This is a genomic window from Terrisphaera buseokensis (assembly GCF_047521145.2).
Taxonomy (GTDB): Bacteria; Verrucomicrobiota; Verrucomicrobiia; order Opitutales; family Opitutaceae; genus ER46.
In genome coordinates this window covers 3,427,941-3,445,384 of record NZ_CM134186.1, presented here as the reverse complement: position 1 = coordinate 3,445,384, position 17,444 = coordinate 3,427,941, and the positions used below count along the sequence as shown (strand labels likewise).

General features: G+C 62.7%; 17 protein-coding genes and 1 tRNA gene. 10 read left to right on the top strand and 8 right to left on the bottom strand.

Annotated features, from left to right (window positions below; all coding sequences use genetic code 11):
• Positions 1–100: 100 nt before the first annotated feature.
• Genes ACLJEU_RS12940 through ACLJEU_RS12920 form a run of 5 tightly spaced genes read left to right on the top strand, consistent with a single transcriptional unit; the run spans position 101 to position 4,841 of the window.
• The gene (locus ACLJEU_RS12940) at positions 101–1,552 is read left to right on the top strand and encodes a phytoene desaturase family protein (protein ID WP_414665004.1); all 1,452 of its coding nucleotides are present in this window, start codon (positions 101–103) and stop codon (positions 1,550–1,552) included.
• Positions 1,553–1,556: 4 nt separating this feature from the next.
• Complete coding sequence (locus ACLJEU_RS12935; protein WP_414665003.1) at positions 1,557–2,012, top strand: 3-hydroxyacyl-ACP dehydratase FabZ family protein; 456 nt, start codon at positions 1,557–1,559, stop codon at positions 2,010–2,012.
• Between the two features lie 59 nt (positions 2,013–2,071).
• Positions 2,072–2,902: an enoyl-ACP reductase FabI gene (locus tag ACLJEU_RS12930; RefSeq protein ID WP_414665002.1), complete on the top strand. Its 831-nt coding sequence runs from the start codon at positions 2,072–2,074 to the stop codon at positions 2,900–2,902.
• 26 nt (positions 2,903–2,928) lie between these two features.
• A complete protein-coding gene (locus tag ACLJEU_RS12925) occupies positions 2,929–3,954 on the top strand; it encodes a 3-oxoacyl-ACP synthase III (RefSeq protein WP_414665001.1) in 1,026 nt (341 codons plus the stop codon).
• Positions 3,948–4,841, top strand: coding sequence for an alpha/beta fold hydrolase (locus ACLJEU_RS12920; protein ID WP_414665000.1), 894 nt, complete (start codon positions 3,948–3,950; stop codon positions 4,839–4,841). Before ACLJEU_RS12925 ends, ACLJEU_RS12920 begins: the two co-directional genes overlap by 7 nt.
• On the opposite strand, the gene malQ is transcribed toward ACLJEU_RS12920, so the two are convergent.
• Genes malQ through ACLJEU_RS12890 form a run of 6 tightly spaced genes read right to left on the bottom strand, consistent with a single transcriptional unit; the run spans position 4,816 to position 12,592 of the window.
• Positions 4,816–6,426 (bottom strand): 4-alpha-glucanotransferase, encoded by a 1,611-nt coding sequence (malQ, locus tag ACLJEU_RS12915; protein ID WP_414664999.1) that lies wholly within the window; start codon positions 6,424–6,426, stop codon positions 4,816–4,818. The genes ACLJEU_RS12920 and malQ overlap by 26 nt on opposite strands.
• Before the next feature lie 56 nt (positions 6,427–6,482).
• A complete protein-coding gene (lepB, locus tag ACLJEU_RS12910) occupies positions 6,483–7,772 on the bottom strand; it encodes a signal peptidase I (RefSeq protein WP_414664998.1) in 1,290 nt (429 codons plus the stop codon).
• A gap of 25 nt (positions 7,773–7,797) precedes the next feature.
• Positions 7,798–9,594: a translation elongation factor 4 gene (lepA, locus tag ACLJEU_RS12905; RefSeq protein WP_414664997.1), complete on the bottom strand. Its 1,797-nt coding sequence runs from the start codon at positions 9,592–9,594 to the stop codon at positions 7,798–7,800.
• Between the two features lie 4 nt (positions 9,595–9,598).
• Entirely contained in the window at positions 9,599–10,513 is a 915-nt protein-coding gene (gene fabD, locus ACLJEU_RS12900; RefSeq protein ID WP_414664996.1) for an ACP S-malonyltransferase, read from the bottom strand.
• Between the two features lie 46 nt (positions 10,514–10,559).
• Positions 10,560–11,483 carry a hypothetical protein gene (locus tag ACLJEU_RS12895; RefSeq protein WP_414664995.1) on the bottom strand — a complete coding sequence of 308 codons (924 nt, stop codon included), beginning with the start codon at positions 11,481–11,483 and terminating at the stop codon, positions 10,560–10,562.
• Complete coding sequence (locus ACLJEU_RS12890) at positions 11,480–12,592, bottom strand: type IV pilus twitching motility protein PilT (protein WP_414664994.1); 1,113 nt, start codon at positions 12,590–12,592, stop codon at positions 11,480–11,482. Before ACLJEU_RS12890 ends, ACLJEU_RS12895 begins: the two co-directional genes overlap by 4 nt.
• Before the next feature lie 68 nt (positions 12,593–12,660).
• Here ACLJEU_RS12890 and dapA point away from each other — a divergent pair, with 68 nt between their 5' ends.
• From dapA to ruvA, 3 genes are all read left to right on the top strand, one after another.
• Complete coding sequence (dapA, locus tag ACLJEU_RS12885) at positions 12,661–13,545, top strand: 4-hydroxy-tetrahydrodipicolinate synthase (RefSeq protein ID WP_414664993.1); 885 nt, start codon at positions 12,661–12,663, stop codon at positions 13,543–13,545.
• Positions 13,546–13,554: 9 nt separating this feature from the next.
• Positions 13,555–14,286 carry a 4-hydroxy-tetrahydrodipicolinate reductase gene (gene dapB / locus ACLJEU_RS12880; RefSeq protein WP_414664992.1) on the top strand — a complete coding sequence of 244 codons (732 nt, stop codon included), beginning with the start codon at positions 13,555–13,557 and terminating at the stop codon, positions 14,284–14,286.
• Positions 14,287–14,371: 85 nt separating this feature from the next.
• Entirely contained in the window at positions 14,372–14,974 is a 603-nt protein-coding gene (ruvA, locus tag ACLJEU_RS12875) for a Holliday junction branch migration protein RuvA (protein WP_414664991.1), read from the top strand.
• A 177-nt stretch (positions 14,975–15,151) separates the two neighbouring features.
• On the opposite strand, the gene ACLJEU_RS12870 is transcribed toward ruvA, so the two are convergent.
• Together ACLJEU_RS12870 and ACLJEU_RS12865 are read right to left on the bottom strand one after the other, a co-directional pair.
• Positions 15,152–15,916 (bottom strand): anti-sigma factor family protein, encoded by a 765-nt coding sequence (locus ACLJEU_RS12870; protein WP_414664990.1) that lies wholly within the window; start codon positions 15,914–15,916, stop codon positions 15,152–15,154.
• Positions 15,913–16,626, bottom strand: coding sequence for an RNA polymerase sigma factor (locus ACLJEU_RS12865; RefSeq protein ID WP_414664989.1), 714 nt, complete (start codon positions 16,624–16,626; stop codon positions 15,913–15,915). Before ACLJEU_RS12865 ends, ACLJEU_RS12870 begins: the two co-directional genes overlap by 4 nt.
• A gap of 62 nt (positions 16,627–16,688) precedes the next feature.
• On the opposite strand from ACLJEU_RS12865, the gene ACLJEU_RS12860 reads away from it, so the two are divergent.
• Positions 16,689–16,763 (top strand) — tRNA-Lys (locus tag ACLJEU_RS12860).
• Positions 16,764–16,789: 26 nt separating this feature from the next.
• On the top strand, positions 16,790–17,437 hold the full coding sequence (locus ACLJEU_RS12855; RefSeq protein ID WP_414664988.1) for a response regulator: 648 nt from the start codon (positions 16,790–16,792) through the stop codon (positions 17,435–17,437).
• Positions 17,438–17,444: the final 7 nt, after the last annotated feature.

The window sequence follows — 17,444 nt, the reverse complement described above, 5'->3', positions numbered from 1 at the left end:
TGCGTGTGGCAATTCCCTCGGCCGCGTGCACACCCGCGCGGCCGCTTAATCCGATTCCGCATTGCGCTCGGGGCGGACGGAGTTTCACTCTCGATCTTTCATGGCTTACGACTGGCTCAAAGGTGTCGCCGACGAGTATGATGTGATCGTGATCGGCAGCGGATTGGGCGGCTTGACGGGCGCAAACGTGCTCGCCAAGGCCGGCCATCGCGTCCTCCTGCTCGAACATCACTACCAGTACGGCGGGCTGGCCACGTGGTTCACCCGCAAAGGCGGGCACATCTTCGACATTTCCCTGCATGGCTTCCCGAACGGGATGATCAAGTCGTGCCGCAAGTACTGGACGAAGGAAATCGCCGGCGAGATCGTCCCGTTGAAGGACATCCGTTTCGTCAATCCGCAGATGGATGTGTGGACGACGTTCACCCGTGAGGACTACACCCGGGTCCTCGTCGAGAAATTCGGGCTCGAGTTGGCCCACGTGGAGAAGTTCTACGACCACCTCCGGTCGATGAATTTCTACGACAACAATCCCGAGACGACCGGCGAAATGCTCGAGCGCTTTTTTCCCGGCCGCGACGACGTGAAGCGGCTGCTGATGGAGCCGATCGCGTATGCCAACGGGTCCACGCTCGACGATCCCGCGATCACGTACGGGATCGTGTTTTCAAACTTCATGGGCGCGGGCGTATTCACGTTCCGCGGCGGATCCGATCTCCTGATTGAGAAGATGGTGGCGGAACTGCAGCGCAACGGCGTCGAACTGCGGAAGAAGGTGCGCGTGGCAAAAATCCTCGTCGAGGAGCGCGACGGCCGGAAAGTCGCCTGCGGGATCGTGGCCGCCAACGGTCGGGTCGTCCGGGCCAAGGCCGTGCTCTCGAACGCGAACATCAAGAACACCATCTTCCAACTGGGCGGGGAGGAAAATTTTCCCGCCGACTACATCGCCGCCGCCCGCGCGGTGCGCATCAACTCGAGTTCCTGCCAGGTTTATCTCGGCATCCGCAAAGGGGAGAGCATTCCGCACATCGGCGATCTGGTGTTCACGTCAGACAACCCGAAGTTCAGCAGCGCGGAGCTCACGGACTTTCACACGACGAGCCGCACGTTTTCCGTCTACTATCCCGAAACACGTCCCGGCTCCGACCGGTACACGGTCGTGGTGTCATTGAACGGCCACTACGGCGACTGGAACAAGCTGGACGACGCGGGTTACGAGCGCGAAAAGCAGCGGCTCATCGACGAATCCATCCGCGCGCTCGAGCGGCACATCCCGGACGTGGCGGCGAAGATCGATTGGAAAGAGGCCGCGACGCCGCGCACCATCGAGCGCTACACGACCCATCTCGCCGGCACGTCGTTCGGCACCAAATTCGAGGGCCTGAAGGTCTCGATGGACTTGCCGGAAAAACTGCCCGGTCTTTACCACGCCGGCTCGGTTGGCATCATCATGTCGGGCTGGCTCGGCACCATCAACTATGGCGTGATTGTCGCGAACAAGATCGACAAGGCGTTGTTTGCCGAAAAACGTGCGGCGCCGTCCGCCGCTTGAATTCATGATCACCGTCACCGAACTCATCCCGCATCGTCCGCCGTTTCTGTTCGTGGACGAAATCACCAGCGAAACCGCCGACGGCCTGACCGCCCGGCGCACGTTTCGCGCGGACGAGGATTTCTACAAGGGGCATTATCCGGGCGCCCCGATCACGCCCGGCGTGCTGTTGTGCGAGGCCGTGTTCCAAACCGCCGCGTGCTACATGGCGCTGAAGGCCAGGGCCGCGGGGGCCAAGCCGGGCGAGGGCGTCCCGCTCATTGCGAAGATCAGCGACGTGCGTTTTCGTTCACCGGTTTATCCCGGCGACACCATTCTGCTCGAAGTGAAGCAGAAGGAGGCCATGGGTGGATTCACGATGCTCAGTGGCAACGTGAAGAAGGCCGACGGCACCCGCGTCATGAACGTGGACTTCGCCGTCGCGTGGAAGACGCCGGAGGGCGCGCCCAAGCCGGCTTGACGCTGAAGCCGGAGACCAGATGCGAGTCCCGGCGGCTTTCTGGCCTTTGCATTTTATCCATGCCTGATTTTCTCCAGTTCAGCGGCAAGACCTTCCTCGTCTTCGGCGTGGCGAACCGGAAGAGCGTGGCGTGGTTCATCGCGCGGACGCTCGAGGAGCAGGGCGCACGCGTGATTTACAGTGTGCGATCCGAGTCCCGAAAGAAGTCGCTGGAAACGCTGCTGGCCGGCAAGCCGGTCTTTCTTTGCGACGTCGAGCAGCCGGAGGAAGTGGAACGTCTCGCGGCGGCGATTGCGGCCGCCGGTCACGGTCCGCTGCACGGCATTGTGCATTCCATCGCGTTTGCGAACTACAGCGAAGGGTTCAAGCCGTTCCACGAAACGAAACGCGCCGACTTCCTGCAGGCGACCGCGGTGTCGGCCTTTTCGCTGGTCGAGATCGCCCGGGCGTTCAAACCGCACTTTGCGCCCGGCGCGTCGGTCGTGACCATCGGCATTTCGTCGCTGCTCGTGACGCCCGACAACTACGGGTACATGGGGCCCATCAAGGCCGCGCTCGAATCCTGTGTGCGCTTCCTTGCCAAGTCGTTCAGCGTGGACAGCACGGTGCGCTTCAACGCCGTCGGCGCCGGTCCGCTCAAGACCAGCGCGTCAGCCGGCATTCCGGGCTATGTGGAGAGTTACCTCTACGCCGAGAAACTGACCCTGCGTAAGAAGAATCTGGAGACACAGGAGGTGGCGAACGTCGCGGCGTTTCTGCTCAGCGAGCGCAGCAGCGGCGTGAACGGCACGACGGTCGTCGTCGACGCCGGCCTGGGCTCAAACTATTTTGACCAGGAGATCATCCGGCTCGCCATGGGCGCGCGGGCGAACCGCCCGACTCAGGCCTGACGCCCCTCTGAACCGTCGTCCCCGCCATGCGTTTCGAGCACGTCTGCATTGAATCCCTCGCCGTCGCTTTGCCGGATGAGATTTGGACGTCCGCCGCGATGGAGGAACGTCTGCGGCCGTTGTACGATCGACTGAAACTGCCGGTGGGGCGCCTCGAGTTGATGACGGGCATTCGCGAGCGTCGGATGTGGCCGGAGGGCACGCGGGCTTCCGATGCCAGCGCCGCCGCCGGCCGGCGCTTGCTCGATCAATCCGGGCTCAAGGCGGAGCAGGTGGAGTTGTTCATCCACGCTGCCGTCAGCCGCGACATGATGGAGCCGGCGACGGCCGCGTTTGCGCACCGGAAGATTGGCCTGCCCGCGAGCGCGCAGATCTTCGATCTCTCGAACGCGTGTCTCGGGTTTCTGAATGCGCTCACCGTCGCCGCCGGATTGATCGAGTCCGGGCAGATCACCTGCGCGATGATCGTGGCCGGCGAAAACGGCCGGCCGTTGGTCGAGCAAACCCTGCAGACGCTGGCCGGACAGCCGCTGTCGCGAAACGAGATCAAACCCTATTTCGCGAATCTCACCATTGGTTCCGGCGCGGTGGCCGCCATGGTGTGCCATCGCTCGCTCGTCTCGGGTCGCGCCCACCGGCTTCTCGGCGGTGTGGCACGCGCGGCCACGGAACACAGCGCGCTCTGCCAGGGCGACACGCACGGCGCGGAGGCGCTGGCGATGCAGACGGACTCGGAACAGTTGCTCATCGCGGGCGTGACACTCGCGGCTGCGACCTGGCGGGAGTTCACGGCCGGACATGGCGCGGCGTTCGACCGTTTCATCTGCCACCAGGTCGGCAGCGTGCACCGGCGCAAGCTCTACGAAACGCTCGGCCTCGACGTGGCGAAGGACTTTTCGACGTTCGAAACGCTCGGCAACACCGGCTCGGTCGCGCTGCCGGCGACGCTGGCCGCAGCGGTGGCGGCGGGGGCGGTTCGTGACGGTGATCGCGTCGGACTGCTCGGCATCGGCAGCGGTCTCAACTGCCTGATGCTGGCGCTGGAATGGTGAACGCCGCGCACATTCCGGCGTGGATGGCGCCCGAGTATCCATTCGTTCCGCACGCCTTCACCACGCCGCGCGGGGCGCGCATGAGTTTTCTCGACGAGGGCCCGCGCACGGCCGACGTCGTACTCATGGTCCACGGCAATCCGACGTGGTCATATTACTACCGGCATCTGGTGACGGCGCTGCGGGAGACCCGACGGTGCGTAGTCCCGGACCACATCGGCATGGGCGCCTCGGATAAGCCGGAGGATTACCCGTACACGCTGGAGACGCGCATCGCCGATCTCGAAACCCTCGTGGCATCGCTCGGCGTGAAGCGGATCGATCTCGTCGTGCACGACTGGGGCGGGGCGATTGGCTTTGGCTTTGCCGCGCGGCACCCGCACCTGATTGGGCGTCTCGTGATTCTGAATACCGCGGCGTTTGCGTCGAACCGCATTCCCGCGCGCATCGCCGCCTGCAAGCTTCCGTTTGTGGGGCCGTTGCTCGTGCGGGGAGCGAACGGGTTTGCCTGGCCCGCCACGTGGATGGCGATGCATCGACGGACGCTGAGCGCCGACGAAAAGCGCGGTTACCTGTGGCCCTATGGTTCGTGGGCAAACCGGGTGGCGGTGGCGGCCTTCGTGCGGGACATTCCGATGAATCCGTCGCACCCGACTTGGGAGACCCTGCAGTCGGTTGAAGCCGGACTCGCGCAGTTCAAGGATCGGACCGCCCTGGTGCTGTGGGGCGGCCGCGATTTCTGTTTCAACGACTCATTCCTGGAGCGCTGGCGGGCGGTGCTTCCCCAGGCTGCCGTGCACCGGATGGCCGACGCCGGGCACTACGTGCTCGACGATGCGCGGGACGAGGTGCTCCCGCGGATCAAGCGGTTGCTGGCTTCGGCGTAGCTCCCGGATCGCGGCCGTAGAGAGCCGCCAGTTCGCGGAGATACGGCCCGGAGCACTGGCGCAGCGACTGCAGGTGTTCCGGGCGATAGCGCCAGGTCCAGTTACCCTGGCTCTGGCCGGGCGTGTTGAACCGGCCTTCGGCGCCAAGACTCAGCAAGTCCTGCAGCGGGACGACCGCGAGATTGGACACCGAGGCGTAGGCGGAACGAAGCAAATCCCAGCCGATCTCCTGGCCGCTGATTCGAAGATACCGACGGACGTGATCCCGGGTCTTCTCGTCGGCGGTGGCGTACCAGCCGAGCGAGGTGTCGTTGTCGTGGGTTCCAGGATACACGACCGTGTTGGCCCGCTGGTTGTGCGGCAGGTAGAGATTGTCCGATTCGCCACCGAAGGCGAATTGCAGGACGGCCATCCCGGGCAAACCGGTGTCTTCGCGCAGCGCAATCGTGCGGGCCGTCAGCAGACCCAGATCCTCCGCGATCAATTTCGCATCCGGCATGGCGGCCTGGACGGCGCGGAAGAAATCCAGGCCCGGGCCGTCGATCCATCGGCCGGTGCGGGCGGTGGGAGCATCGGCCGGCACAGACCAGTACGCCTCGAAGCCACGGAAGTGATCGATGCGAACGATGTCGCAGAGGGCAAAGTTGGCCCGCAGCCGCGCCAGCCACCACGCATAACCTTCGCGGGCATGCGCCGGCCAGTCGTACAACGGGTTGCCCCAGAGCTGGCCGTCGGCGGAGAAATAATCCGGTGGCACGCCTGCGACCGCAATGGGGCGGGATGTCTTGGGGTCGAGTTGGAAGAGATGCGGGCTCGACCAGACGTCGGCGCTATCGAGCGCGGTGAAGATCGGGGTGTCTCCGATGATTTGGATCCCGCGGCTCGCCGCATGGGACCGCAACTGCGTCCATTGCCCGAAGAAGAGATACTGGATGAACGCATACGCTTCGACCCGCGTCGCGACTTCGACGCGCACCGGGGATTTCTCGGCGGCGGCTTGGGATCGAACGGCGGCTGGCCATTCCCACCAGGGACGGCCGGAGAAATGATCCTTCAGGGCGGAAAACAGCGCATAGCCGTTAAGCCAATGCGCATTGTCCCGCTGAAACGCCGCAAAATCACCATAGGGCAGGGCGCGCTTGCCGTCGCGACACCAGGCCGCGTGCGCCGCGAACAGCATCGGAAGCTTGCGTTGGTAGAGCGCGCCGAAATCCACGCCGTCAGCGCTCAAATCACGAAGCGGCGCAATTGCGATGTCCGTCAGAAGTCCCGCGCGAACAAGTGGGACAAGGTCGACGAGGTACGGATTGCCGGCGAACGAGGAGAAACACTGATAAGGCGAATCGCCGTAACCGGTCGGTCCCAATGGACAGGTTTGCCAGAATTCGAAACCGCACTCGGCCAGAAAATCCAAAAACGCGACTGCCTGCTCGTCGAAGACGCCCACGCCGTGTGGACTCGGCAGTGAAGTGGGATGAAGCAGCACACCCGCGCCACGTTTGTTCAACCAGGAGAAGAGCGGAGTCGGTGCAATCGCCGGTTTCCCGGACACAATCGAGGAGGAGCGAGTGGCGGGTGACGTCATGAGCGATGAATTCCTCAACTTAACATAATCTGCCTTGTGCCGTACGGCACGGAGGCTCAGCGGGCAGGACCCCAGTGGCGGTTGAACGGATAATAAACCATGATGGGACGCCCCACGACGTCCTTGGCCGGGACGAAACCCCAGTAACGACTGTCCTGACTGTTGCCGGAATTATCTCCGAGCGCGAAATAACGATCTTTCTCCACGGCCACGGTGCGTCCCGGAGAAAGCAGACCGATGGCCTGATAACCGGCATAGCGATCGGTCCGGCTGCTGTTTGACGCAAACGCCGTCGAGCCCGTGATCGGGGCGCCGTTGCGCATGAGGGTCGAATCCTGGATCTGCAGCTTGTCACCCGGCACGCCGGCGAGCCGCTTGATGTAATACTGATCGCCGGCCTGGTTCGCGATGTCAGGAATGTTGCCGGTGCGAAAAACGAAACCGCTGCCGACGTTCGGACGGATGAAATGATAACTGATCCGATCCACGAAAAGTTGGTCGCCCGTCAGTTCATCGAACGAAAATGCCCGTTCCCCAGCCCGGACTTTGCGGCCGGTGCGCACGCATTTCAGCCGCTGGCCGTTCACGGTCCGCTCCTCAAACTCACCGGCGTTCACGCGGCGCTGCAGTTCGGTCAACAAAGCCTGCCCGGAATACGGCCGGTTCGGTTGTCCGAAAAACGCATCGTACACTGCCCAGTCGAAGTCGAAATCCATCGGCACGCGAATCTTCACTTCCTTCTCGCCCACCAGCAGCGTGTATTCACGAAGCTGAGTCGGCAGCACGAGCCATGAGCGCCCGGACACCACTTTGCAGTTGATGATACTGCGAGCCTCGCCGCCCACTGGCACCAGAATTTCGCCGTCAGCCGGAGCGTCGACCCGGTGCGGCCAAGCGCCAAAAGCCACCAGTCGTGCCGCCACCGCCAGTTTGCCCGGCTCCTCGGCCGGACTCTTGAAAACCTCCGGCGTCATGCCGTTGTAAGTCGGCCACATTGAGTTGGTCGGAATCTTGAAGGGCTGCACGAAATACGTGCGAATACCTAGAATCACGATCGCTGCGACCAGGAAGAACTCGATGTTCTCAATCAGGGCGGTCTTCGGGTAAATCGCTCCTCCCGTCCGTCGGAGCACGTCTTCGACGCGCACGATCCCGAGCTTCAATTTTTCGGGACCGGCGCGCTCGCGCAGCATCTCCTTGAGCTCAGCGCTGCAGGACTGCAGTTCGCCGACCTGAGCCGGAGTCAGGACATCGCGCCGATAATGGTAAACCTTGTCCGCGAGCTCGAGCCAGTTGCCGGCATTCTCGCGCATTTTCTTTTCCTGCGAAGCGAAGAAGCTGAACATGGGAGGCGGCGTTGGGTTCCTGAGATCAGTTGTTCTGCAGCACCTTGATGAAGGCGTCGGGCGGGATCGAGACCTTGCCGATCTGCTTCATCTTCTTTTTGCCCTCTTTCTGTTTGTCGAGGAGCTTGCGCTTGCGGCTGATGTCGCCGCCGTAGCACTTCGCGGTGACGTCCTTGCGCATCTCGCGCACGTTGTCGCGGGCGATGATCTTTCCGCCAATGGCGGCCTGGATTGCGACCTTGAACATCTGCGGCGGGATGATCTCGGCGAGTTTTTCGCAGAGCTGCCGACCTTTGCCTTCGGCCTTCTCCCGGTGCACGATGCATGCAAAGGCATCGACCGGGTCGCCGTTGATCATGATGTCCATCTTCACCAGATCGGACGCAATGTACTCGCCCAGCTCGTAATCCATCGAGCCGTAACCGTGCGTGACACTCTTCAGGCGATCGTTGAAATCGACCAGGATTTCATTGAGCGGCAGGACGCAGCGCAGCATGACGCGATTCATGTCGAGCGTGTCCGTGTGCTCGCACACGCCGCGCTTTTCCATGATCAGCGCGAGAATGTCGCCCATCGAATCGTTGGGAATGATGATCGAGGCGCGAATCGTGGGTTCGCGAATCTCGAGAATCGTGCCCGGATCCGGAAGGTTCACCGGGTTGTCGACATCGATCTTTTCGCCGCCGTGCTTGATGATGTGATAGATGACGCTCGGGTACGTGGAAATGATCTCCACGTCGTGCTCCCGGCGAATGCGCTCCTGGATGATCTCCATGTGCAGGAGGCCGAGGAAGCCGCAGCGGAAACCGAAGCCCAGCGCGAGCGAGCTTTCGGAAGCATAGACGAACGCCGAGTCGTTCAGTCGCAGCCGGCCGAGCGCCGCCTTGAGCTTCTCGTAGTCGTCACTCTCGAGCGGATACAAGCCGCAAAAAACCAGCGGCCGAACCTCCTTGTAGCCCTCGAGCATTTCGGTGGCCGGCTTGTTCGCGAGCGTGATGGTGTCGCCGGTCTTGATGTCGGCGGTCGTCTTGATGTTGGAAACGATGTAGCCGACGTCGCCGGCCTTGAGGCCCGCGGTCTTTTCCATCTTCGGCGTGAACACGCCGACTTCCTTGATCTCGGATTTGATGCCGTTGCTCATCAGCAGCATCATGTCGCCGGCCTTGACGGCACCGGAAAACACCCGGATGTACGCGATTACGCCGCGATACGAGTCGTACAACGAATCGAACACCAGCGCGCGAGTCTGCGGGTATTCCGTCCAGCGCGGCGGCGGCACCCGGGCCACGACGGCTTCGAGAATGTCGACGATGCCGATGCCGGACTTGCCGCTGGCGAGAATCGCCTCCTCCGCCGGAATCGTGAGAATGTCCTCAAGCTGTTTCGTGCAGAGTTCGAGGTTCGCACTGGGCAGGTCGATCTTGTTGATGACCGGGATGACCTTGAGCTTCTGGCCAAACGCCAGGTGGGCGTTTGCGACGGTCTGCGCCTCGACGCCCTGCGCCGCGTCGATGAGCAGCACGGCTCCTTCGCACGCCGCGAGGCTGCGCGACACCTCGTACGAGAAGTCCACATGGCCCGGCGTATCCATCAAGTTGAGTTTGTAGATGTGACCGTCCTTTGCCGGATAGTGCATCGTCACCGGATGCGACTTGATCGTGATGCCGCGCTCCTTCTCCAGATCCATGGAGTCGAGATGCTGGTCCGTCATCACGCGTTGCGAGACGGTGTTCGTGTACTCCAGGAGCCGATCGGACAGGGTCGTCTTCCCATGATCAACATGGGCAATGATGCAGAAATTGCGGGTGTATTTAACGGGCATCGGTTCAGGCTGCGGTCAGGTCGGCCAATTCGGAAAAGCTTTTCACGTTCCAGGATTTTTCGGTGCGGCGCGCGAGTCCACTGAGTACCCCACCCGGCCCCAGTTCCCAAAATTCGTTCGCGCCGGCGGCCGACGCGGCCCGCATGCAGTCTTCCCAGAGGACAGACGACACGACTTGTTTCACCAGCGCCGCCTTGATGGCCGCAGGTTCGTGCACGGCCTGGCCGGTGGTGTTCGTGAACACCGTGAAGCGCGGCGCAGAAAACGTCACGCCCTCGAGAAACGCCGCAAACGCGGCGCGGGCCGGCTCCATCAGGCGGGAGTGATAGGCGCCCGCGACATTCAGCGGCATCACCTTCTTGATGCCCCGATCCTTCGCGGCGGCCACGGCGGCGGCGACCTTGGATTTCTCACCCGAAACGATGATCTGCCCGGGCGCATTGAAATTCGCCGCCTCGATGTCGAAGTCACGACAGAGTTCCTGCACCTTGGCGCGGTCTTCACCGATGATCGCGGCCATCCCGCCGGTGGTTTGTTCGCAGGCCTGCTGCATCAGCCGCCCGCGCTCCGCGACGATGCGAAGACCGGTGGCAAAATCGAATACGCCGGCCGCGCAATAGGCCGTCACTTCGCCCAGACTCAGCCCCAACGCATACGCGGGCTCGCCCGCACCCGGTTTGCCCGCCTCCCGCAGGGCCGCGAGCAACGCCAGTCCATGCACGAAAAGCGCCGGTTGGCAGGACTTCGTCTGCGTCAGGTCAGCTTCCGGCCCTTCGAAACTCAACTTCTTCAAGTCCCAGCCCAGCACCGCGTTCGCCTCATCGTAAAGCGCGCGAGCCGCAGCCGAACCCTCACAAAGCGAGCGCCCCATCCCCACTTTTTGGGCGCCCTGTCCTGCGAATAAAAGTGCCAGTGCCATGGTTGAAACACGCGACACAAGCGCCCGCCCCTGCCAAATCCAAGCCCTAAAAGCGTTTGAGCTGCTTGAAATACTTTTCGTCGTTCGCCGGTCGGGCGAAGTCGGGAATTCGAGCGGGCGACGGCGCGTTCACCGCTGGTGTTCCCAGCGTTGCCGGAGGCGCAAAAACAGGCGCTGGCGAGGGAGCCCGCGGCGGTGGGGCAATCGTGATGACCGGCGGCGTGACCAGCGATTGCAGATACGGATTTTCGCGCGCCAGCGGAGCGGAACTGCCGCCGGGAACAGACAGCGGCGAGGCGGGACTCGCCCCACCCGCGATGCCGGCGAGTCCGCCGGCGATGGTGGTGGCGTCGAACGCAGTCGTTTCCCGTTTCACGTCGGTCCGTTCGCCGAGGGACTCGGCGAGGCCGGGCTTCAGCAACGCATAATCCTGCGGTGTCATCCAATCGCCGAGATAGCGCTCGAGCGGATTGACGACTCGAACCGAAGCAGAGCGGTCGTTGCGTTCGCGCGTTTCCCGCGAATCAGGTTCGTTGGTCCGTGCAGCCGCTGACAATTCCTTTTCAGATGAGCCAGCGTTCGTCGACAAACGCGGGTCCCGCCCGCGTTCGTCGCTGCCAGTCGTACGCGATTCGCTGGAAGCGGTCTCTTTTTTCATCGCGTCGATGAGCCACGTGGGCGACTTCGCCTCCGACGCAGGCGATTTCAACGGGATAGATGGCGTGGGTGCCGGCACGCCCTGCCACTCGGGGACCGCGACCCGGGGCACATCGGGACGCGCCGGCAGGAGCGTGCCATTACGCGTCGCCTTGATGGTGTCGAAATCACGCTGCGCTCGCGTCAACGCGTCGGGCTCGGGTGACGGCTTTGCCGTCGGCCCGGCATTTGCTTCCGCCGCCTGCGAAGGAAGCACTGCGGCGAGCACCAGGCTTGCCGCGAGTGCGCTCCAACTGCGGCCCCGACGGTTCACGACTTGATGAAGATCCCCTTCAGATTCATTTCCAGCTGCTGCGGGTTCGGGGAGAACTTCAGGCCGTCCTGCTTGCTGATGCGCCCCGCCTTGATGAGGCGGTAGATGTCGCGGTTGAAGGCAAACGTCGCGGTGTCGGCATTGCTCTCAAGCAACGATTGAATCCGCTCGTTCTGCCCCTCGAGGATCAGATTTTTGACCGTCGCGTCGGCATGAAGAATCTCGTTCGCCGGGATGCGGCCGTTGCCCTCGATCGTCGGAATGAGTTTCTGACAGATGAAGCCGCGCAGCGAGCCGGCGATGGCGCGACGGGCGGTGACGAGTTCCTCGGCGGGAAAGAATTCAAACAAACGCGTCAATGACTGCGCGACCGTTGCGGCGTGCATCGTGGAGAACACCAGATGGCCCGTTTCCGCGGCGCTGATCGCCGTCTCGAACGTTTCGCGATCGCGCATTTCGCCGATGAGAATGATGTCCGGATTCTGGCGGAGCACCGACTTGATCGCCAACTCGAAGTTCGGGACATCAAGGCCGATCTCGCGCTGTTGAAACAGGGATTTGTCGTCCTGAAACGTGTACTCGATGGGGTCCTCGATCGTCACGATGTGCTTGTCCATCGTCTGATTGATCCAGTTCAGCATCGCCGCCATCGTCGAGCTCTTGCCTGAGCCCGTCGCACCGCACACGAGCAGAATGCCATCCTTGGCTTCGGCCAGTTTCATCAGAGCGGGCGCGGTCTCGCCGAGGCCCAACTGCTCGAAGGTCGGGACGGTGCTCTTGATGTGACGCAGCACGATGCTCACGAGGCCGCGTTGGTGAAACGCGTTCACACGAAAACGTCCGATGCCCTCGGCCGCGTACGCGAAATCCACCTGGCCCTCATCGTCCCACTTCGAACGGAAAATCCGCGGCACGTGTTCGCACACCCAGGCTTCCGCCTCGGGGCACAAAATCGGATCCATGTCCACGGCCTTGAGCTTGCCCGCAATGCGCACGTAACCGGGCTTGTTGGACTTGATGATCACGTCGCTCACGCCGCTGTCCACGGCGAGCTTGAGCAGGTCGTTGAACATTTCCGTGTGCGGTGTGACGGTGGCAGTGGTCGACATGGGCAAAAAAGCGTTGCGATTCTTTATTTCGCCGTCGTCAGTTCGGCAAGGCTTCATTGCCCGATTTCATGAAACTCCGCCCTCTCACCGGCACCATCACAGCGCTCGTTACACCGTTTCGCGACGGTCAGATTTCGTATACAGATCTTAAAAATCTCGTCGCGTATCAGATCAAGGGAGGCATCGATGGACTCGTGCCGGTGGGCACGACAGGCGAGTCGCCCACACTGGGTTACGAGGAGCACATGGACGTGATCAAGTTCGTGATCGCGGAGGCGCGCGGCCGCGTGCCTGTCATTGCTGGCACGGGATCCAACTCCACGCACGAGGCGATCGAACTTACCAAACTTTCACACGACGCCGGTGCCGATGCGATGCTCGTGGTCGCGCCGTATTACAACAAGCCGAGCCAGGAAGGTCTCTTTCGCCACTTCTCCGCCATCGCCGATGCGACCGACAAGCCGATCATCCTGTACTCGATCCCCGGTCGTTGCGGGATCGAGATCAGTGTCGACGTCATTGTCCGACTGCGCGCGAAGTACAAGCACGTCGCGTGGATCAAGGAGGCCGGCGGCAGCGTTGATCGCGTTGATCAGATTAAGCAGGCGCTCGGCAAGGACATCGCGGTCCTCAGCGGCGACGACTCACTCACCCTCCCCTTCATCTCGGTCGGCGCCGAGGGCGTGATCAGCGTGGCCTCGAATCTGTTCGCGCGGGAAATCGGCCAGATGGTCCGACTCGCGCTCGACAATGATTTCGCGCGCGCCGCGAAGATCCACCGCCGGCTGTATCCAGCTTTCAAGACATTGTTCATCGAGCCGAACCCGGTCCCGATCAAGGCCGCGCTCGTGCGGGCCGGCGTGATCACGACCGGCGATGTGCGCTCTCCACTATGCGAGATGGCGCCCGCCAGTGCGAAGGCCCTGGAAAAGGTGCTCGCCGCCCTGGACTGATTTTCCGCCATGTCACTCAGCATTCTCATCAACGGCGCCCGGGGGCGCATGGGCCAGGCGGTCGCAAGTGCGGCGCGCGAAATGAATCTCGTCGTCGGCGCGGCCATTGACGTCGGCGACGACGCGGCGGCGGGCCTGGCTCGTTGCGACGTCGTGGTCGACTTCAGTTCGCACGCGGCCACCCGCTCAATCCTCGAGTTGGCGGTCGCACAGAAAAAGCCGGTCGTGCTCGGCACCACCGGCCATGCGGCCGCCGAAAAGAAGGCGCTGCTGGCCCTCGCCGGCCAGGTGCCGTGCGTATGGGCGGGTAATTTTTCCGTCGGCGTGAATCTGCTGTTCGCCCTGACCCGGCGCGCGGCCGCGGTGCTCGGCTCGGACTACGACGCCGAGGTGATCGAGATGCACCATCGTTTCAAGAAGGACGCACCGAGTGGCACCGCGGCGCGGCTGCTGGAGATCATTCTCGAGGAACGTAAGCTCAACGCGAGTGCGCTGCGTCACGGTCGCGAAGGCATCACGGGCGAACGGACGCCGACCGAGGTGGGCATGCACGCGCTCCGCGGCGGCGACGTCGTGGGCGATCACACCGTGATGTTTGCGGCGCTTGGTGAACGCGTCGAACTGACCCACAAGGCCAGCGATCGCGGCATCTTTGCGCGCGGGGCGTTGCGCGCGGCCCAATGGGTCGTGCATCAACCCGCCGGAGTGTACGACATGCAGGACGTCCTGGGCTTGAAGTAACGGTTCCGCACGCGCGTGGCAAAGGCGCGCTGCGGACGTTTCCTTTCGGCTCGCTCCCCTCTCCCGGCTCGCCGGTACTTGGCCCATGATCACCTCGATTCAAGGCACGCTTACGTCGTCGACTCCGCTGCACGCCATCGTCGAGCTGAACGGTTTTGGTTACGAGGTGCACGTGCCCGTGACGACGGCGGAGCGACTACCGTCACCGGGCGCAACCGTCAAATTGCACACGCTGGTGATTTATCGCGAGGATGCGCAGACGATGTATGGCTTCGCGCTGCCGGCGGAGCGCGATTTCTTCCGCCTGATGATCGAAAATGTCACGGGCGTGGGCCCCAAGCTCGCGCTCACCATCATGAGCCGGCTTTCCCTGCCCTCGCTCGAAAGCGCCATTCGGCTCGGCGACATCGGCACGCTCGCGAAATGTCCGGGCATCGGCAAGAAGACCGCGGAGCGCCTCGTCGTTGAATTGAAAGCAAAGGTGGGTGGTTCCGACAGCCCGGCGTCCGCCTCCGATTCCGGCGAAACGGTCCGCCCCGGCGCCAACAGCCACCGCGATGCCGTCGCCGCGCTTGGAGCTCTCGGCTACAAGGCCGCCGATGCCGACCAGGCTGTCCGCCGGGCCGCGCTCGCACTCGGAGCCGACGCCTCGACTGAGGCACTCATCAAGAAAGCATTAAACGGCTAGTGTTCGCTCCAGCGTTACGCGCCCGAGGCACCGACGGCCGCTGTATCCGATGTCTGGCGACATTGCCGCGGCTAGTTCAACCGTCCGCATCGACGAGGCCGTCCTACGTTCCTGCCTCCCGTGCGGGCACAAAAAAGGCGGCGCAGTGACGCGCCGCCAAGATTGTCCGGGCAGCCTTTATTTCATGAATTGGAACGTAACCATCTCCTCGGCCTGGGCGGACCGGGCGGCGTTCGAGGGCCGCTGGCCCAAGGCTCGACCTTCGGGGCGGAGCGTCGAGACGAACTGCAGGTCATCGGCGCCGACCTGTCGGGTCTGCAGCGGTGAGAGTTGAACACCTTCAAGCCAGGCCAGCTGGTCGTTAGCCTGCTGCACAGCCGCCGCATAGACGGCTTCTGCCCGTGAGCTGCCCGTGAGGAAGAGCGGATCGGCCACCAGCCGGGTTGACGCGCGGCCCGGTGCGGCCACCAGGACTTTCAGCGCACCTGAATTGCCCGCCGGGTTGGCCGTAGACAGGCTGATCGTCGGAGTGGCGGGAGCGGCAACTTGGGCGACGGTCGGAGCGGCAGCGGTAGACAGCTCGGCAGTGGCCGCCTGCCGATTGCGACCGATGAAAACGATGGCGACACATGCCGCGGCCGCGACCAGCGTGCCGACTGTGTAGAAGTTATTCACGCGACGGCGACGGGCCGCAGCGGGCGCAAGTGCGTCGGGATCAAACGCCACGACTTTCGTGGGCGGGGCGACCTCAGGCCGATCCGCGGTGGTTTCAAAGTCGGCTGCGACCAGCTTGCAGGCCTTCTGCATGCGGCAGTACTGCTGGTAAACGCGGCGCCGGGCGGGGTTGGTTTGAACCTCTGCCTCGAGCCGCGCCGAATCGGCTGCGGAAATCTCGTGGTCCAGGTAGAGGTTGAGTAGTTCGATGAACTCTGAGTCTTTCATTTGAAGTCCTCTCCGAGCTTGGAGCGCAGGCTTTCGCGTGCGCGGGCAATCCGGCTTTTTACCGTCCCGACAGAGATGCCTAGGATGGCGGCGATCTCCTCGTAGGACATGTTCTTGACGTTGCGCAAGACGAGTATCTCGCGGTGCTTGGCTGAAAGGCGTTCCATCCCTTTGCCGATGCGGGCGACGAACTCCTGCGTCACAGTGATATCGTCCGGCGACTCCACCTCGGCGGGAATTACATCGGCAAGCGTCATGTCATTGTCCGCGCTCACGGGGGCATCAATGGAAACGGATTGATCGCGCTTGCGCCGCCACCAGTACCAGTAGCGGTTGCGCGCGAGGTTCGTGGCAATCTGGTAGAGCCACGTCGAGAAAGCCGAGTCGCCACGGAAATTAGCCAGGCCGCGGTGGGCGCGGATGAAGGCATCCTGAGTCACCTCCTCGGCATCCTGCTGATTTCTCAGCAGCTGATGCACCATGGAATAGATGCGGTCCCAGTAACGGGACACCATTTCGTCAAATGCCGACTGATCGCCTCCCTTGAAGCGATCAACGAGCAAACGGTCGAGGGCAACTTCTTGAGCCTTGGCGGACATACGTTCTGCCTCGCTCTGATGACTATAGTTTTGAATTGTTCCCACGATCTGCTCCCAAAGGCGCGTGGATACCACGTAGTGGTCCGCGGTCAATGGCCACGCATATTTCACCGGGGAGAAATTTCTTGCAAACCTGCGGCGCAAAAACCCATTTTCGGCCCTCCTTGGTGTGGGGGTCGATAGCTCAACGGTAGAGCAGCGTCCTTTTAAGTCGTTGGTTCCGGGTTCGAATCCCGGTCGACCCACCATTCAAGGCCCTCCACCTCATTATTCTATGAAACGCCTCGTCATTATCGAAGATCAAACCGCGATTCGTGAAATGTTGGTGGAAATCCTCCGACTCGACGCGAACTATCAATTGGTCGGCGAGGCAGGAGACGGTCAGACCGCCCTGCAGCTCTGTTTGGACACGAGTCCCGACGTATGCGTCCTCGACGCGAAGCTGCCCGGCCTCAACGGCGTCGATATTCTGCGCCGGGTGAGCAAGAAGCTCCCGCAGATGCGCGTGCTGGTGTTTTCCGGTCATGAGAATCCTGTCCTCGTGCGCGAAATGCTCGAGGCGGGGGCCCACGGCTTCGTCGAAAAGACGGCCGGGCTGTTCGAATTCAAGAAGGGCCTCGAGACCGTGGCGAACGGCGGGACCTACTTCGGTCCGGCGGTCGCCGCCCTCCTCCGCAATGTCGTCGCCAATCCCGCGACCAGCAACGCCCCGGATTTCCTCACGGATCGCGAACGCGAAATTCTGCAGCTCGTGGCCGAGAGTCACAGCACGAAGGAAATCGCCGCCAAGCTCGGCATCAGCGTGAAGACCGTCGACAACCACCGGACCAATCTGATGCGGAAACTCAATCTGCACGACGTCGCCAGCCTCACGCGTTACGCGTTGGAAGTCGGGTTGATCGAACCCAAGAAGACTGTCTGAACGCAGT

Excerpts from the sequence above, each read along its gene's own strand:
- ACLJEU_RS12940 (WP_414665004.1), top strand. The coding sequence starts at position 101 with ATGGCTTACGACTGGCTCAAAGGTGTCGCCGACGAGTATGATGTGATC.
- ACLJEU_RS12935 (WP_414665003.1), top strand. The coding sequence starts at position 1,557 with ATGATCACCGTCACCGAACTCATCCCGCATCGTCCGCCGTTTCTGTTC.
- ACLJEU_RS12930 (WP_414665002.1), top strand. The coding sequence starts at position 2,072 with ATGCCTGATTTTCTCCAGTTCAGCGGCAAGACCTTCCTCGTCTTCGGC.
- ACLJEU_RS12925 (WP_414665001.1), top strand. The coding sequence starts at position 2,929 with ATGCGTTTCGAGCACGTCTGCATTGAATCCCTCGCCGTCGCTTTGCCG.
- ACLJEU_RS12920 (WP_414665000.1), top strand. The coding sequence starts at position 3,948 with ATGGTGAACGCCGCGCACATTCCGGCGTGGATGGCGCCCGAGTATCCA.
- malQ (WP_414664999.1), bottom strand. The coding sequence starts at position 6,426 with ATGACGTCACCCGCCACTCGCTCCTCCTCGATTGTGTCCGGGAAACCG.
- lepB (WP_414664998.1), bottom strand. The coding sequence starts at position 7,772 with ATGTTCAGCTTCTTCGCTTCGCAGGAAAAGAAAATGCGCGAGAATGCC.
- lepA (WP_414664997.1), bottom strand. The coding sequence starts at position 9,594 with ATGCCCGTTAAATACACCCGCAATTTCTGCATCATTGCCCATGTTGAT.
- fabD (WP_414664996.1), bottom strand. The coding sequence starts at position 10,513 with ATGGCACTGGCACTTTTATTCGCAGGACAGGGCGCCCAAAAAGTGGGG.
- ACLJEU_RS12890 (WP_414664994.1), bottom strand. The coding sequence starts at position 12,592 with ATGTCGACCACTGCCACCGTCACACCGCACACGGAAATGTTCAACGAC.
- dapA (WP_414664993.1), top strand. The coding sequence starts at position 12,661 with ATGAAACTCCGCCCTCTCACCGGCACCATCACAGCGCTCGTTACACCG.
- dapB (WP_414664992.1), top strand. The coding sequence starts at position 13,555 with ATGTCACTCAGCATTCTCATCAACGGCGCCCGGGGGCGCATGGGCCAG.
- ruvA (WP_414664991.1), top strand. The coding sequence starts at position 14,372 with ATGATCACCTCGATTCAAGGCACGCTTACGTCGTCGACTCCGCTGCAC.
- ACLJEU_RS12870 (WP_414664990.1), bottom strand. The coding sequence starts at position 15,916 with ATGAAAGACTCAGAGTTCATCGAACTACTCAACCTCTACCTGGACCAC.
- ACLJEU_RS12855 (WP_414664988.1), top strand. The coding sequence starts at position 16,790 with ATGAAACGCCTCGTCATTATCGAAGATCAAACCGCGATTCGTGAAATG.